Source organism: Campylobacter sp. GB48, assembly GCF_049221845.1.
Taxonomy (GTDB): Bacteria; Campylobacterota; Campylobacteria; order Campylobacterales; family Campylobacteraceae; genus Campylobacter_D; species Campylobacter_D lari_C.
The window spans coordinates 24,243-40,022 of record NZ_JBMJAR010000003.1; the positions used below are offsets into that span (position 1 = coordinate 24,243).

Here is a 15,780-nt window from a genome sequence, read left to right on the forward strand (position 1 = left end):
AATTTAAATTTTTACAAAAAATTTTGTGTAAAATTAGCAAAAATACAAGTTAGGAAAATTTATGTTTGAACTTACTAGTGATTTTAAGCCAAGTCCTGATCAACAACAAGCCATTGATGGTATAGTAAAAAGCATTAAAGCAGGTAATAAATACCAAACCTTGCTAGGTGTTACAGGCAGTGGAAAAACTTTCACTATGGCAAATATCATTAAAAACTTAAACATGCCCACTCTTATCATGAGTCACAATAAAAGCTTATGTGCGCAACTTTATAGTGAATTTAAAGGCTTTTTTGCAAATAATCATGTGGAGTATTTTATAAGCTATTACGATTATTATCAGCCAGAAGCTTATATACCAAGAACGGATGTGTTTATAGAAAAAGATAGCTCTACTAATGAAGATCTAGAAAGATTAAGACTAAGCGCAAGTGCTTCGCTTTTAAGTTATGATGATGTTATTTGTATAGCTAGTGTTTCGGCAAATTATGGCTTAGGAAATCCAAGTGAGTATGTAGGTATGGTTTTAATTTTAGAACTAAATATGCAAATTTCACAAAAAGAACTTTTAAAAAAACTTGTGGATATGGGCTATAAACGCAATGATCATTTCTTTGATAGGGCTGATTTTAGAGTAAATGGAGATATAGTAGATATATATCCAGCTTATTATGAGGATGAAGCTATTAGACTTGAGTTTTTTGGCGATGAGCTTGAGGCGATGTATCATTATAATGTCTTAGAAAATAAAAAAGGTAAAGATTTAAAAAAATTCATACTTTACCCAACCAGTCAATTTAGCGTAGGTGAGGCTAGGCTTAAAGAGGCTATAAAAGGCATAAAAGCTGAATTAAATGAACGCCTTGCTTATTTTGAAAATGAAAATAAACTCGTAGAAGCACAAAGGTTAAAACAAAGAGTAGAATTTGACCTTGAAATGCTTCAAAGCACTGGAATGTGTAAAGGAGTTGAAAATTATGCTTTGCATTTAACAGGGCTTAAAAGTGGTGATACACCTTATACGCTTTTTGATTATTTTGCTATTAAAAACCAAGACTTTTTAGTCATTGTAGATGAATCTCATGTATCTTTACCGCAATTTCGTGGGATGTTTGCAGGGGATAGAAGTAGAAAGCAAACTTTAGTTGATTATGGTTTTCGCTTGCCAAGTGCCTTAGATAATAGACCTTTGATGTTTGATGAATTTATTAATAAAAATTGTAAATTTTTATTTGTTTCAGCTACACCTGCGCCTTTAGAACTAGAATTAAGCAAAGAAAATATTTTTTATCAAATCATGCGTCCAACAGGGCTTTTAGATCCTAAAATAGAAATCAAAGATAGTGAAAATCAAGTAGAAATTTTATACGATGAAGCTAAGAAAGTTATAGAACGCAATGAAAGAGTTTTAATCACTGTTTTAACTAAAAAAATGGCTGAAGAGCTTAGTAAATACTACTTAGAACTTGGCTTAAAAGTAAAATACATGCATTCAGAAATTGACGCAATAGAGCGTAATGAAATCATCCGTGGTTTAAGAAGTGGTGCTTTTGATATTTTAATCGGAATTAATCTTTTAAGAGAAGGACTTGATTTACCTGAAGTTTCTCTTATAGCCATTATGGATGCAGATAAAGAAGGCTTTTTAAGAAGTACCACTGCACTCATTCAAACGATGGGACGTGCTGCTAGAAATGTCAATGGAAAAGTTTTACTTTTTGCCAAAAAAATCACAAAATCTATGCAAGAAGCTATCGATACTACTAATGAAAGAAGGGCTTTACAAGAAGCTTATAATAAAAAACACAACATCACACCAACCTCAGTAAAAAGAAACATAGAAGAAAGTTTAAAACATGAACTTGAGCAAGGAGAAATTTATCGCAAAGGCAAAGAACTTGAAAAAATGCCTGCAAAAGAACGCGCTAAAATAGTAAAAGAATTAAGAAAACAAATGTTAGAAGCAGCTAAAAATCTTGAATTTGAAAAAGCAGCAATGCTTAGAGATGAGATTAATAAATTAAGAACTTTATAATCCCTTAAAATAAGGGATTATTTATTTGCTCTTTCTATATATTCTCCACGCACAGTATCAACACGGATTACTTCCCCTTCTAACACATGGAAAGGAATTTGTACTACTGCACCTGTTTCTAAAGTGGCTGGTTTTTTGTTTGAACCTTGAGTGTCACCTTTGAAATTTGGTGCTGTTTCGATAATTTTAAGCTCCATTACTTGAGGTACTTCCACACCGATTGCTTTTCCATTGTGAAATAAAACATCTACCATAGTTCCATCAAGCATCCATTTTTTAGCTTCACCCACATCTTCATCGCTAATTGCAACTTGCTCATAAGTTTGAGTATCCATAAATTGACAATTTTCACCATCATCATATAGATATTGCATTTGTTTTTCTTCCAAATTTGGAGATTCACATTTATCTCCTGCATGGAAAGTTTTTTCTAAAACCTTACCATCGATAAAAGATTTAATTTTAATACGTACAAAAGCAGGACCTTTTCCTGGTTTTACGTGTTGATATTCTACGATTTTAAAAGGAATACCATCAATTTCTATTTTTAAACCTTTTTTTAAATCTCCCATTCCATAAGAAGCCATATATTTTCCTTAATTTTAAAATTAAAAAATAATTGTAACAATTAAGGCTTATAAAAAGCCTTAAATTTCTGCATATTCTGCAAAAATACAAGCATCAACTGCTCTTAATTCTTCAAGCAAAGCTTTTGAAATTTTTGCATCAAGCAAAATTACAGCTAAGGCTTTTCCAAAGCCATTTCTACCAAGTCTAAAATCAGCTATATTGACATTATTTTTAGCTAAAATTCCACTAACATTAGCAATAACTCCTGGTATGTCATTATTATTTAAAATTATCATTTTCCCTTTTGGTTTAAAATCCACATCAAAACCATTTAACTCTACTATCCTTTGTTCATTTTCACCAAAAATAGTTCCTGAAATAGAAAGGTTAGAATTATCTGTGATTACCTTTATGGTGATTTTATTGCTATAACCACTACTTGGCAAAATACAAGAAGAAAGTTCTATGCCCTTATCTTTAGCTACAAAATGCGCGTTAATATAATTAATATTTTCACCTAAAATACCTCTTAAAACACTCACTGTTGCAAAAGTTAGTAAAGACTCATTATACTCGCTAATTTGTCCTTCGCTTTCAAGTTTAATAGCCTTAATAGGAGTTTTATCAAGCTGAGCAGCCAAAAAGCCCATTTTAGAAATAAGCTCAATATAAGGTGCTACAAAACTTGGCAAATCTTCAGTTTTAATTGGTAAATTTAAAGCATTAGGATAAGAAATTCCTCTTGCAGCATTTAAAGCTTGCTCGCATGCTTGGATAGCTATATTTTCTTGACTTTCTAAAGTATTTGCACCAAGATGAGAAGTAACAGAAACATTTTCAAAGTCTAAAAATGGATGATTAATTGCAGGTTCTTTATTAAACACATCTATGCCAAGCCAAGCTATTTTACCACTTTTTAACCCCTCGCACAATGCATCTTCATTATAAAGACCACCTCTGGCGCAATTTATCAATCTTACGCCATCTTTCATTTTAGAAATTTCTTCAAAAGAAATCATATCTGTTGTTTCTTTTGTTTTTGGTGTATGTATGGTAATAAAATCACTTTGAGTTAAAATTGTATCTAAAGAATTTACACATTCAATACCCAAATCAGTCATTTTAGAAGCTACCACATAAGGATCATAAGCTATAACTTTCATACCAAAAGCTTTTGCGCGTACAGCTACTCTTGAACCTATATTGCCAAAACCTATAACTCCTAAAGTTTTGTTCATAAGTTCAACACCATACCACTTTTCTCTTTCCCATCTTCTTTGTATTTTTAAAAAATTATGAGCATTGACAAAAGATCTTGCAGAGCATAATAGATGATTCATAGTAAGTTCAACTGCTGCTATAGTATTAGCCGTTGGTACATTCATTACTATAATGCCTTTTTTAGAGCATTCATCTATATCAACATTATCAACCCCAACACCTGCCCTAACTAAAGCTTTTAAATTAGAACATGCATTGATAAATTTCAAATCCACATCTGTTGAACTTCTAGTAATAGCTACATCCATATCACTTAATTTTGTCAAAAGCTCATCTTTAGGTAAATGCGCTGCTTCAATAAGTTCTACATCATCAGCTTTTCTTAAAAGCTCCACACCTTTGTCTAATATTGCATCACATACAATAATTTTTTTCATAACCAAACCTCCTTTAATTTTGCATTTATGTTGTAAATTTTTAATTTGTCGATCAGTGCGTTTAAAACTTTTTCATTATTTGTATCTAAATAAATTGCCACTTCATCTTTGCTTTGTGTTAAAGTGTATTTGATAAAAAAAGAATGCAATGTTTGCTTTAAACAAAACATAGAATAAACATCATTTTTATTTACATCAAGCATATAAAATTTTTGTTTTGGTTTTACTACAGAATCATCCATATTAAAACTCATATAAAATTCATTTGCTGCTGGAGAAAAATCATTAATTTTAAGATTTGAAAGCTTATCTTGCCAAGTTTGTGGCAATTCTTTTTTTATTTCATCAAAAGAATACTTAATATTTTGTGAGACAGGTAAATTTCCAACATTTACATATCTCACCATAAAAACAAAAGTAACAATCAAAGCTAGGCTTAAAAAGCCTAAAATACCATAAAGGGTATATTTTTTCATTTGTTATTATGAAAGTTGATCTTTGATAATATCACCTAAAGTTACTTTATCATTATCATTGATTTCGTTTAACGCTTCTCTTTCTTTCATTCTTGCAAGACTTTTTACGCTTAAACGAATTCTATTTTTCTTTTCATCAATAAAAACAATTAAAGCTTCTATTGTATCACCTACTTTTAAACTTGAAAAATCAATATTACCTAAATCTTCTTTGTGAATTAGTGCATCAACACCCTCTTCAAGCTCTACAAAAACTCCAAAATCCTTAATATCTCTAATTTTTCCTGAGATAATATCATTTACTTGGTGTTTTTGCGCATAAACTTGCACAGGACTTTTTTGCAATTCTTTAGTGCTTAAAGAAATTTTTTGATTTTCTTTATCTAATTTGATGATTTTAACTTCTATAATATCACCAACTTTATACATATCTTTGCATTTATCGTTTCTATTCCATGAAGCATCTTCATTATGCAATAAACCTTCTAAGTTTGCAATTTTTACAAAGGCACCAAAATTAGTCACAGAAGTAACACTACCTTTTACCACATCACCTACTTTATGTGATTTTAAAAACTCATCAAAAGGTTTTGCTAATAAATTTTTTAAAGAAACTCTAAGTCTTCTTTCTTTAGCATTAATCTCAATTACTTCTACATCAAGCTCTTGACCTTCGCTAATATAATCTTTTGGATTTTTAGCATTTTTATCCCAAGAAATTTCACTTATATGTAAAAATCCTTCTATATCATTTCCCAAATCAACAAAAGCACCATATGGCTCTATATTTGAAACTGTAACCTTAATAGTGTCACCAACCTCTAAACCATCTTTAATTTCATCCCAAGGATCAGGCATAGCAAGTTTGATAGATAAAGAAAGATGTTTTTTATCTTTATCATATTTAATCACTTTTACAGGAACCTTATCACCCTCATTATACAATGAACTAGGATTTACTGGCCCCTTGTAAGAAATTTCACTATAGTGAACCAAACCATCAACACCGCCTACATCAACAAACATGCCATAGGTAGTGATTTTTTTAACAATACCTTCTATAATTTCTTCTTGATTTAACACATTTGAGATAATCTCTTTGCGTTTTTTTCTTTCTTCATCTACTATTTTTTTTCTAGAAACTACTATGCTTTGAGCTTCTTTATCAATTTTGATGATTTTAACTTTGAAAATTTTATTGATGACGTTATTTGAATCTTTAAAGCTACTTTGTGATTTTGGCAAGAAAAATTCTACTCCATTTTCATCCACAGCTACAAAGCCACCTCTATTTTTACCAATGATTTTTACATCAAATATACTTTCATCATCTTTATAATTATCAATAAATTCTTTAACTTTTTGCTTTCTTAAAGCTTTTTTATGAGAAAGTAAAGATCTGCCACCGCGAGAACCCACTATAGCAACTTCTAATGTATCGCCTTCTTTGAAGATAAATTCGCCTTTGTCGTTTTGAATTTCTTCTATTGCCAAAATACCTTCTGATTTTTGCCCTACATTTACAAACACTTCATCGCCTTTAATCGCGACAATTATACCCTGTGTAGTTGCCTCCTCATCAGACTTGAAAGATTCCTCAAGCATTTGCTCAAAATCTTCTTCTATGATAATATCCTCTAGTCTGTTTTGAACTTTTTTGTTCACCTCGCTCATCGTGGTCCTTTGTTTTAAATTTTAATTCTTGATTATAGTATTGTTTTCTTTAAACTTAGTTAATTTTGGTGTATTCTTTAATTTTTTCCAAAACCAAATCAATCACCCAATCAGGTGTAGAAGCACCCGCGCTAATACCACATTTTTCTTTGCCACTAAACCATTCTTTTTGAATTTCTTTTTCATTTTCGATTAAATAGCTATCCTTGCAGTAATTTTTTGCTATTAAAAAAAGTTGCTTAGTATTAGCTGAATTTTTTCCTCCAACTATTATCATTACATCACTTTTTTTAGCAAGCTCATTGATTGCTTCTTGATTTTTAAAAGTCGCATCGCATATGGTATTAAAAACACGCACTTCCTTAACCCTAAGCATTAAAAAATTCACAATTTCCATAAATTTTTCTATCTTTTTTGTAGTTTGTGATACCACAGCAATTTTAGAAGGCAATTTAATATCAAGCAATTCTTTTTCATCAAGAACTACATAAGCTTTAGTGCTTACATAACTTCTTACCCCTTTTACTTCAGGATGATTTTCATCTCCAAAAATCACAACTTCATAGCCTTCATTGCTCATTTGCTCACAAATTTTTTGAGGTTTAGTCACAAAAGGACAAGTTGCATCAAAAATTTCTATATCTTTTTGCTTTAATTTTTCTAAATCTTGCTTTGTGATACCATGAGTTCTAATGATAGCTTTTTTTTCTGTGCTTAATTCATTGATATCATTTAATGTTTTAACATTATAATTTTTCCAAAGTCTTGTGATTTCTTCATTATTATGGATTAAAGGGCCTATAGTAGCTGCATCTTTAATCTGTTCAGCCTTTTTAATAGCTCTTTTTACCCCAAAACAAAATCCATAGCTTTTTGCTAGTTCAATCTCCAATTTTAGCTCCTATTTGCTTTAAAATCTCAATAAAATTTGGAAAAGAAGTTTTAATGCATTCACTATCATCTACTTCCATTCCACATCTTAAACCTAAAATTAAAAAACTCATCGCAATTCTATGATCTCCAAAGCTTTCTATTTTAGCACTTTTAGCTTCGCCGCCTTCTACTTCAAAACCATCTTCAAATTCTTTTACCTTTATGCCACATTTTTGCAAATTTAATACAATTGATTTGATTCTATCGCTTTCTTTTACGCGCAATTCTTTAGCATTTTTTATAACGCTTTTTCCCTTTGCACAAGCAAAAGCTATGGCCAAAGCTGGAATTTCATCAATCAACCATGCGATATTTTCACTCACATTTATCGCCTTTAAAGGCGCACTTTCAATACAAATTTCTCCAATACTTTCAAAATCTTCATTGGTGATATTATAAGTGATTTTTACACCCATTTTTTCTAAAATTTTAAAGGCTTCAATGCGTGTTTTATTTAACAAAACATTATTTAAAACTACTTTTGAATGAGGTAAAATACAAGCAGCTAAGGCAAAATAAAAGGCCGATGATGGATCATTTGGCACACATACTTCAAATGCTTTTAATTTTTCTTTTAAAGGATTGATTTTGATAAAAGTTTTTTCCTCATTTAAATATTCAATACAAGCTCCCATTTTATTAAGTATAATCTCACTATGATCTCTTGAAAGCTCAATTTCTTTAAAATAACTTTCTTTTTTGGCAAATAAAGCTGCCAAGATTAAAGCTGATTTTACCTGAGCTGAAGCAATATTACTACTAAAATCAAAACCATCCAACTTAGCTCCTTGTATACAAATAGGTGCTAAATTTGCATTAGCTCTTCCATAAATTTTAGCCCCTAAACTCATCAAAGGCTCACTTACACGTCTCATCGGCCTAGCATTTAAATAACAATCCCCACTAAGTACAAAAATTTCATCTTCAATAGCGCTTAAAAGACCTATTAAAAGTCTCATAGCTGTACCTGAATTGCCACAATCTAAAACACAATTTGGAGATTTTATATATTTTGGAGCTTTAATGCAAATTAATCCATCAATTTCTTCAACCTCAGCTCCCAAAGTTTGAATAATTGCTAAAGTATGTAAAGTATCTTGTGCTTTTAAATAATTTTTAATTTTGCAAGTTCCCTGAGTAAGCAAAGAAAAGATAGCAAAGCGATGAGATATAGACTTATCAGAAGCTATATCTTCAAGCTCTGCTCTAAAAGAACCAATAGGACTGATTTTCATCGAAGTTTTAAACCATGCTCATCATCTAAAGCTTTGATGATTTTATCAATATATTCAAGGATAATATTATCTTCTAAGGTTTTTTCAAAATCTCTAAATACTAAATTAATAGTCAAGCTATAAAAATCGCCCAAATTCTCATCTGTGTATAAATCTACTACTCTAAAACTTTCTAATCTTTCAATATCTAATTTAGCAATAGTGTGTTTGATTTTTTCATATTCAAAACCCTTAGGTATAACTATACTTAAATCCCTACTCATAGATGGAAATTTAGAATAAGCTTTAGCGGTTTTAAAGTCTTGTTTTAAGCCTTCTAAATCAAGCTCGCAAATATAAGTTTTAGTCAAATCTCTTTTATTTTCTATACTTAAATGCACTCTACCTATAAACCCTATGCGCTTACCGTTTTTATATACATTTGCTTGCTCATATGGGCTTAAAAATGCATATTCTGATTTTTGCAAACTAAACTCGCCTATAATGCTCTTTAATTCTGCTAAAAAAGTATAAAAATCTACCACAATATGCTTAGCTTTATTTGCTATTTTAGGTTCTTCTTTATAACCACTAAAGATCATCGCAAATTTAATATGCTCGTTTGAAAACTCATCAAAAACACTGCCACACTCAAAAAGTTTGATTTTCTTTTTTGAATTTCTTAGATTAAAGCTTGCTGCATTTAAAAGGTGATTTATCAAAGTGCTTCTTAAAGTATTAAGTTCATTAGTGATAGGATTAATAAGCTTATTTTTAATGCATTTAAATCCTAATTGACTTAATTCTTCTTCATTATCTAAAACATAATGCACACTTTCAAAATATCCATTACTACTTGCTTTTAATCTTAAATTTTTAAGCTCTTGATAATCAAAATATACTTTATTTAAGCGATTTTTTTCTTTAAATTCTAAAGCTTTTGATGGGATATTATCAATGCCAATAATTCTTACTATCTCTTCGCTAATATCAGCTATATTTGCTATATCACTGCGATGAAGTGGGATTTTGATATTAAATTGTTCATCATTTACCACACTTATTTCAAAGCCTAGTTTCTTAAGAATTTTTACTAAATTATTTTTATCTATAGGCATACCAATGATTTTATCAATCTCTGCACCAAAAATACCAATAATATTTGCTTCATTTTCTTTAAAAACTTGTTGGCTTCCTGAAAAAACACTTATAGCATTAATTTTCAAGCACTCATTAAATAAATATTCCATTCCCAAAGAAAGCTTAGGCTCACTACCTCTTAAAGAACGATATATAGTATCATTTTTCTTTTTATAAAAGGCTATTGCATTTGCTATAGTTTGAGGATGAGTATAACTTGCTTCTATAATGATGATTTTACTTTCATCATTGATTTTAAATTTATCTTCTTGCTCTATACCTGCTAAAGCAATTAATTCATCATTATAATAAACCCCATATTCCCCATGCTTTTGAGTTTTAATTTCTAAAACAATCTTTTCATCGATTTGACATTCTTTACAAAGCTTATGAAAATCATAAGCACAAAAAATCACCCCACTTGCATGAGCTGCATAAGTTAAAAGATTTTCTATATTATTATTTTTATATGCTTCAATCAAGGCAAGGCGAATTTGTATCGTGATATTTAACTTAAATTCTTCTTTAACCTCTAATGCTTTATAAGCAAAAAAGCCTTCAACATCACTCTGATTTTTAACACTTAGTATTCTTCCTATACCTACGCTATTTTCGCTTTCTTTTAAAGGATTTAATTCTTTTAAATTTAAATCAAGTGCTGCACTTAAATCTCTAGCAACACCATATAAACTCAAGCAATCTCCGCGATTTGGAGTAAGTTCTATTTCAATTAATTCATCATTAAAAAGTTCATAATCATTTAAAGCTTTTCCTAGAACTAATTCTCCCATGCTTTCATCTAAAACCATAATACCTTCATTGCTTTTTCCAAAACCAAGCTCACTAGAAGAGCAAATCATACCCATAGATTCAACTCCTCTAAGTTTGGCAGGTTTTATCTCAAGTCCATTTGGAAGCACTGCACCCACTAAAGATACGGCTACAAATTGATCTTTATCAACATTTTTTGCACCACAAACAATTTGTAAAATTTCATTCCCAACATCTACTTTACAAATATTCAATTTATCTGAATTTTCATGTTTAACTTTTTCTAAAACCTTACCTACTACAACTTTTTGAGGAGCTTTAACACTTTTGAAACTATCAACTTCTAATCCTATAGAATTTAAAGTATTTACTATAGTTTGCGTTGATATTTCACTTAAATCAATCCATTCATTTAACCAATTTCTACTAATAATCATCTAAATTGCTCCAATAATCTTAAATCACCTTCAAACATAGAACGCAAATCAGGAATTTTATGTAAAAGCATAGCAAAACGCTCCACACCCAAACCAAAAGCATAACCACTTACATTTTTATAACCAACAAATTTATAAACATTAGGATCAACAACACCGCATCCTAAAACTTCAAGCCATCCTGTTTGCTTACAAACCCTACATCCACAACCTTTACAAAACACACAAGAAATATCTACCTCAGCAGATGGCTCTGTAAAAGGAAAAAAGCTAGGTCTAAAACGCACTTTTACATCACCAAACATATGTTTTAAAAAATGCTCTAGCATATCTTTTAAATTTGCAAAATTTACCTTATCGCCCTCTTCTACCACAAGCCCTTCCACTTGATGAAACATAGGCGTATGGGTAATATCAAAATCTCTTCTAAAAACTGCACCTGGTGCTATCATTCTAATAGGTGGCTTTTGAGATAGCATAGTTCTAATTTGCACTGGAGAAGTTTGAGATCTAAGCAAGGTTTTATCTTCAAAATAAAAAGTATCTTGCATATCTCTTGCAGGATGATTTTGTGGTAAATTTAATGCTTCAAAATTATGAAAATCATCCTCAATCAAAGGCCCTTTTTCTATACTGAAATTTAAAGCTGTAAAATATTCTATGATTTTATCCATAGTTTGCATGATTGGGTGCAAAGCACCTGCATTTGAAGTTTCATCAAAAAAGCTAAAATCTTGCACATCTTGTTTCATTTTTTCATTTAAAGCTTTTTCTTCTAATTCTTTTAATTTTATTTGATAAGCTTCATTAAATTCATCTCTTGCTTTATTTAAACCATTAGCAAATTCTTTTTTTTCTTCACCTTGCAAATCTTTTAACTTTGCAAATTCTAAAGTCAAAATACCTTTTTTTCCCAAAACACTTACTTTTATATTTTCAAGTTCTGCTAAAGTATTTGCAGAAGCAATTTTTTCTATCATATCTTGCAATTTTAGCTCCAACTAAATTTTTTTTAAACATTCTAATGTAAAATTATTTAAAATTAGCAAAAATAATAAAAAAAGGACTACTAAATGAGAGAAAAAACCGTATTTGAACTAATCGTAGAAGGAAAAATTCCTGCTAATAAAGTTTTAGAAAGTGAAAAATTTTTAGCTTTTCATGATATCAATCCTAAAGCACCTATTCATATTTTAATCATTCCAAAAGAACATTTTGAAAACTTTCAAGAATTAAGACCTGAATTAATGAGCGAAATGACACAATTTATCCAAGAACTAGCTACTCTTTTAGGACTAGATAAAAGCGGGTATAGATTAATCACAAATTGTGGAAAAAATAGCGGACAAGAAGTTTTTCATTTACATTTTCATATGTTAGGTGGATTTGAGCTTCCAAAAAATAAAGAAACCCAAATCAATCCTGAATCACTATTCTAAAAAGAGCTTAACTCTTTTTAGATAGCAGGACCAGCTAATTTAAATTCTGCTCCTTCTTTTACATCTTCATAGCGTTTGAAATTTTCTATAAACATTTTCGCAAGCTTTAATTTAGTTTCTTCATAAGCTTTTTTATCCTCCCAAGTATTAATAGGATTTAATAGCTTACTTTCTACACCTGCTAACTCTTTTGGAACTGCAAGATTAAATAAATCATAGTTTTCAAACTCACAATTTTGTATGCTACCATCTAAAATCGCATTAATGCAAGCTCTAGTAGCTTTTATACTCATTCTTTTGCCTACACCATAAGCTCCACCGCTCCAACCGGTATTTACCAAATAAACATTCACATTATGCTTGCTAATTTTTTCGCCCAAAAGTTTTGCATAAACAGTTGGGTGTAATGGCAAAAACACTTCCCCAAAACAAGCCGAAAAAGTCGCAACAGGCTCAGTAATACCTCTTTCAGTTCCTGCTACTTTAGCAGTATAACCACTTAAAAAATAATACATTGCTTGTTCTTTACTAAGTTTACTAACCGGAGGTAAAACACCAAAAGCATCTGCTGAAAGGAAAATGATATTACTAGGATGACCCGCACTAAGGCTTGGCTCGTGATTTAAAATATGTTCTATCGGATAAGAAACTCTAGTATTTTCAGTTTTAGAACCATCATTAAAATCAACACTTAAATCATCTTTTAAAACTACATTTTCTAAAAGTGCATTTTGCTTTATAGCTCCATAAATTTCTGGCTCACTTTGAGGGTCAAGATTGATACATTTTGCATAACAACCTCCTTCAAAATTAAACACACCCTCATCATCCCAACCATGCTCATCATCGCCTATTAATTTTCTTTTTGGATCGGTTGAAAGAGTGGTTTTACCTGTACCGCTAAGCCCAAAGAAAAGTGCTACATCGCCTTTTTCTCCGACATTAGCACTACAATGCATAGGAAGTTTATTTTCTAGTGGAAGCCAATAATTCATCATAGAAAAAATTCCTTTTTTCATCTCTCCGCCATACCAAGTCCCACCAATTACTGCTATATTTTTTTCTATGTTAAAAATTACAAAAACCTCTGAATTTAAACCATCTTTTTCATAGTCTTCATTCGCACATTTACAAGCATTATATACCACAAAATCAGGTTTAAACTCTTTAAGATCTTCTTCTTTTGGGCGAATAAACATATTTTTTACAAAATGCGCTTGCCATGCAATTTGCGTTACAAAACGCACAGCTTTACGACTTTTTAATGAAGCTCCACAATATGCATCTTGAATATAAATATCACTATTACTAAGTTGCTTTTTAGCTTTTGCTAAAAGTTTTTCAAATAATTCCTCACTAATAGGTTGATTAATCTTACCCCAAGCAATATATTTTTGTGAAGGATCTTGTTTTACAAAATATTTATCCTTAGGACTTCTTCCGGTAAAAATTCCCGTATCCACACTAAAGGTACCATTTTTAGTACATGCACCTTCATTGTTGTTTTTTTCGTGCTTTAAAAGCTCATCATAACTAAGATTATGAAAAACTTGTCCGATGTTTTCTAAACTTAAATTTTCTAAACCTATCATTTTTGCCTCCTTATTTATAAGTCATTAAAGCTTGGCCTTCACTTACACTCTCACCAGCATTTACTAAAAGTTCTGCGATTTCTCCATCTTTACTTGCGCTAACTTCAATCTCCATTTTCATAGCTTCAAGTACAGCTACAACTTGCCCTGCTTTTACACTATCATTTTCTTTGACTAAAATTTTAAATACATTTGCATTCATACTCGCAACGATGGCGTTAGCACTATCATCTACTTGTGTCTTTTTCACTTCTGTTTTGTCTGAATTTACCTTGACAGCACTTTTAACATTAACATCTCTATCAAAACCTGCACTTACTTCCACATGGTATTTATTACCATTAACTGAAACGGTAAATTGATTTTCATTAACAAGACTTGGTTTTAATTTGCTATTTTTTCTAACATTAACCTTAGCTTCGCCTTTTAAGAAAGCTATGCCTTTTTCTTTACAAGCTGCAACGATAAAAATATTTTCTTCACTTGTTTCTAAATTTTCTTTTTCCAATAAGTTTTTAATATAAGCTATGCTTTTACTCTCATCTGCATCAGCAATATCTGTGGCTAATTTTGTAGTTGGTTCTAATTCTAATTGCTCGCTTGCAAGCTTAATTACTTCAGGATCTGGCGCAACAGGAGTTTTTCCAAAATATCCCAAAACTATCTTACCATACCCATCTGCTATTTTTTTCCAAGGGCCAAACATTACATTATTAAAAGCTTGTTGAAAATAAAACTGCGATACAGGAGTAACCGAAGTACCATAGCCACCTTTTTCTACTACTTCTTGCATGGCTTTTATAACTTGAGGAAATTTATCTAAAATATTATTATCTCTCATCATTTGTGTATTAGCAGTTAATGCCCCACCTGGCATAGGTGAAAAAGGTATTAAAGGATTTACCGCTGTTGCTTCAGGTGGTAGAAAATAATCTTTTAAGCAATCTTTTAACACTTCTTCATATTTTAAAATTTTCTCTTCATTCAAACCAAGATCAAAATTACTTCCCTTTAGAGCATGAAGCATGGTTAAAATATCAGGCTGAGAAGTACCACCGCTAACAGGAGCAGCAGCTAAATCTATACCATCAACACCTGCCTCTAAAGCTGCTAAATAGCATGCTATACTCACCCCTGCAGTTTCATGCGTATGTAGTCTTATATGCATATTTTCAGGCAAGTTTTTTCTAGCCATTTTAATAACTTCATAAATTTTATTTGGATTTGAAGTTCCACTTGCGTCTTTAAAACAAATACTATCAAAAGAAATTTGTGCTTGTAGGATTTCTTTTAAAATTCTTTCATAAAAAGGTACATCATGCGCACCTTTACATTTTGGAGGTAAATCCATTAAAGTAATAGTAATTTCATGTTTTAAACCATGCTTAACTATACATTCTCCACTAAATTTTAAATTATTTACATCATTTAATGCATCAAAATTTCTTATGGTGGTTGTGCCATGTTTTGCAAACATTTTTGCATGCAAGTCAATAATTTCTTTACTACCTGTATCAAGTGCTACGGTATTAACCCCTCTTGCAAGAGTTTGTAAATTTGCTTCTTTTCCAACGATGGCTCTAAATTTATCCATCATTTCAAAGGCGTTTTCATTTAAATAAAAAAATAAGCTTTGAAACCTAGCTCCACCGCCAAATTCAAAATGTTTAATGTCTGCTTCTTTAGCTGCTTCTAGGGCGGGAAAAAAGTCATTCATTAAAACTCTAGCACCATAAACAGATTGAAAACCATCTCTAAATGTAGTATCCATTACATCAATTAACTTTTTAGCCATAATTTTTCCTTATTTTTACATCTTTGCAATTATAACTCTACTTTCT

General features: G+C 30.7%; 12 protein-coding genes. 2 read left to right on the plus strand and 10 right to left on the minus strand.

Annotation, left to right across the window (positions count from 1 at the left end; all coding sequences use genetic code 11):
* Positions 1-61 precede the first annotated feature (61 nt).
* Positions 62-2,035, plus strand: a complete 1,974-nt coding sequence (gene uvrB, locus ACOTVC_RS02575; protein WP_214116382.1) for an excinuclease ABC subunit UvrB — start codon at positions 62-64, stop codon at positions 2,033-2,035.
* Positions 2,036-2,052: 17 nt separating this feature from the next.
* On the opposite strand, the gene efp is transcribed toward uvrB, so the two are convergent.
* The 8 genes from efp to pheS are packed head-to-tail and all read right to left on the minus strand — an operon-like array spanning position 2,053 to position 11,897.
* A complete protein-coding gene (efp, locus tag ACOTVC_RS02580; protein ID WP_039618934.1) occupies positions 2,053-2,622 on the minus strand; it encodes an elongation factor P in 570 nt (189 codons plus the stop codon).
* Positions 2,623-2,682: 60 nt separating this feature from the next.
* On the minus strand, positions 2,683-4,263 hold the full coding sequence (gene serA / locus ACOTVC_RS02585; protein WP_421627628.1) for a phosphoglycerate dehydrogenase: 1,581 nt from the start codon (positions 4,261-4,263) through the stop codon (positions 2,683-2,685).
* The gene (locus ACOTVC_RS02590) at positions 4,260-4,739 is read right to left on the minus strand and encodes a hypothetical protein (protein WP_257906685.1); all 480 of its coding nucleotides are present in this window, start codon (positions 4,737-4,739) and stop codon (positions 4,260-4,262) included. The genes serA and ACOTVC_RS02590 overlap by 4 nt, the downstream gene beginning before the upstream one ends.
* A gap of 6 nt (positions 4,740-4,745) precedes the next feature.
* Positions 4,746-6,413 carry a 30S ribosomal protein S1 gene (locus ACOTVC_RS02595; protein WP_421627630.1) on the minus strand — a complete coding sequence of 556 codons (1,668 nt, stop codon included), beginning with the start codon at positions 6,411-6,413 and terminating at the stop codon, positions 4,746-4,748.
* Positions 6,414-6,468: 55 nt separating this feature from the next.
* Positions 6,469-7,305 carry a 4-hydroxy-3-methylbut-2-enyl diphosphate reductase gene (locus ACOTVC_RS02600; protein ID WP_039628758.1) on the minus strand — a complete coding sequence of 279 codons (837 nt, stop codon included), beginning with the start codon at positions 7,303-7,305 and terminating at the stop codon, positions 6,469-6,471.
* Positions 7,295-8,581, minus strand: a complete 1,287-nt coding sequence (gene aroA / locus ACOTVC_RS02605) for a 3-phosphoshikimate 1-carboxyvinyltransferase (protein ID WP_421627631.1) — start codon at positions 8,579-8,581, stop codon at positions 7,295-7,297. The genes ACOTVC_RS02600 and aroA overlap by 11 nt, the downstream gene beginning before the upstream one ends.
* Entirely contained in the window at positions 8,578-10,908 is a 2,331-nt protein-coding gene (gene pheT, locus ACOTVC_RS02610; RefSeq protein WP_421627633.1) for a phenylalanine--tRNA ligase subunit beta, read from the minus strand. The genes aroA and pheT overlap by 4 nt, the downstream gene beginning before the upstream one ends.
* The gene (gene pheS, locus ACOTVC_RS02615) at positions 10,905-11,897 is read right to left on the minus strand and encodes a phenylalanine--tRNA ligase subunit alpha (protein WP_214115285.1); all 993 of its coding nucleotides are present in this window, start codon (positions 11,895-11,897) and stop codon (positions 10,905-10,907) included. Before pheS ends, pheT begins: the two co-directional genes overlap by 4 nt.
* Positions 11,898-11,981: 84 nt before the next feature.
* Here pheS and ACOTVC_RS02620 point away from each other — a divergent pair, with 84 nt between their 5' ends.
* Positions 11,982-12,347 carry a PKCI-related HIT family hydrolase gene (locus ACOTVC_RS02620; protein WP_039626806.1) on the plus strand — a complete coding sequence of 122 codons (366 nt, stop codon included), beginning with the start codon at positions 11,982-11,984 and terminating at the stop codon, positions 12,345-12,347.
* 17 nt (positions 12,348-12,364) lie between these two features.
* On the opposite strand, the gene pckA is transcribed toward ACOTVC_RS02620, so the two are convergent.
* Together pckA and ACOTVC_RS02630 are read right to left on the minus strand one after the other, a co-directional pair.
* Positions 12,365-13,939 (minus strand): phosphoenolpyruvate carboxykinase (ATP), encoded by a 1,575-nt coding sequence (gene pckA / locus ACOTVC_RS02625; protein WP_214116051.1) that lies wholly within the window; start codon positions 13,937-13,939, stop codon positions 12,365-12,367.
* Positions 13,940-13,949: 10 nt separating this feature from the next.
* Positions 13,950-15,734, minus strand: coding sequence for a biotin/lipoyl-containing protein (locus ACOTVC_RS02630; protein ID WP_421627635.1), 1,785 nt, complete (start codon positions 15,732-15,734; stop codon positions 13,950-13,952).
* Between the last annotated feature and the right edge of the window lie 46 nt (positions 15,735-15,780).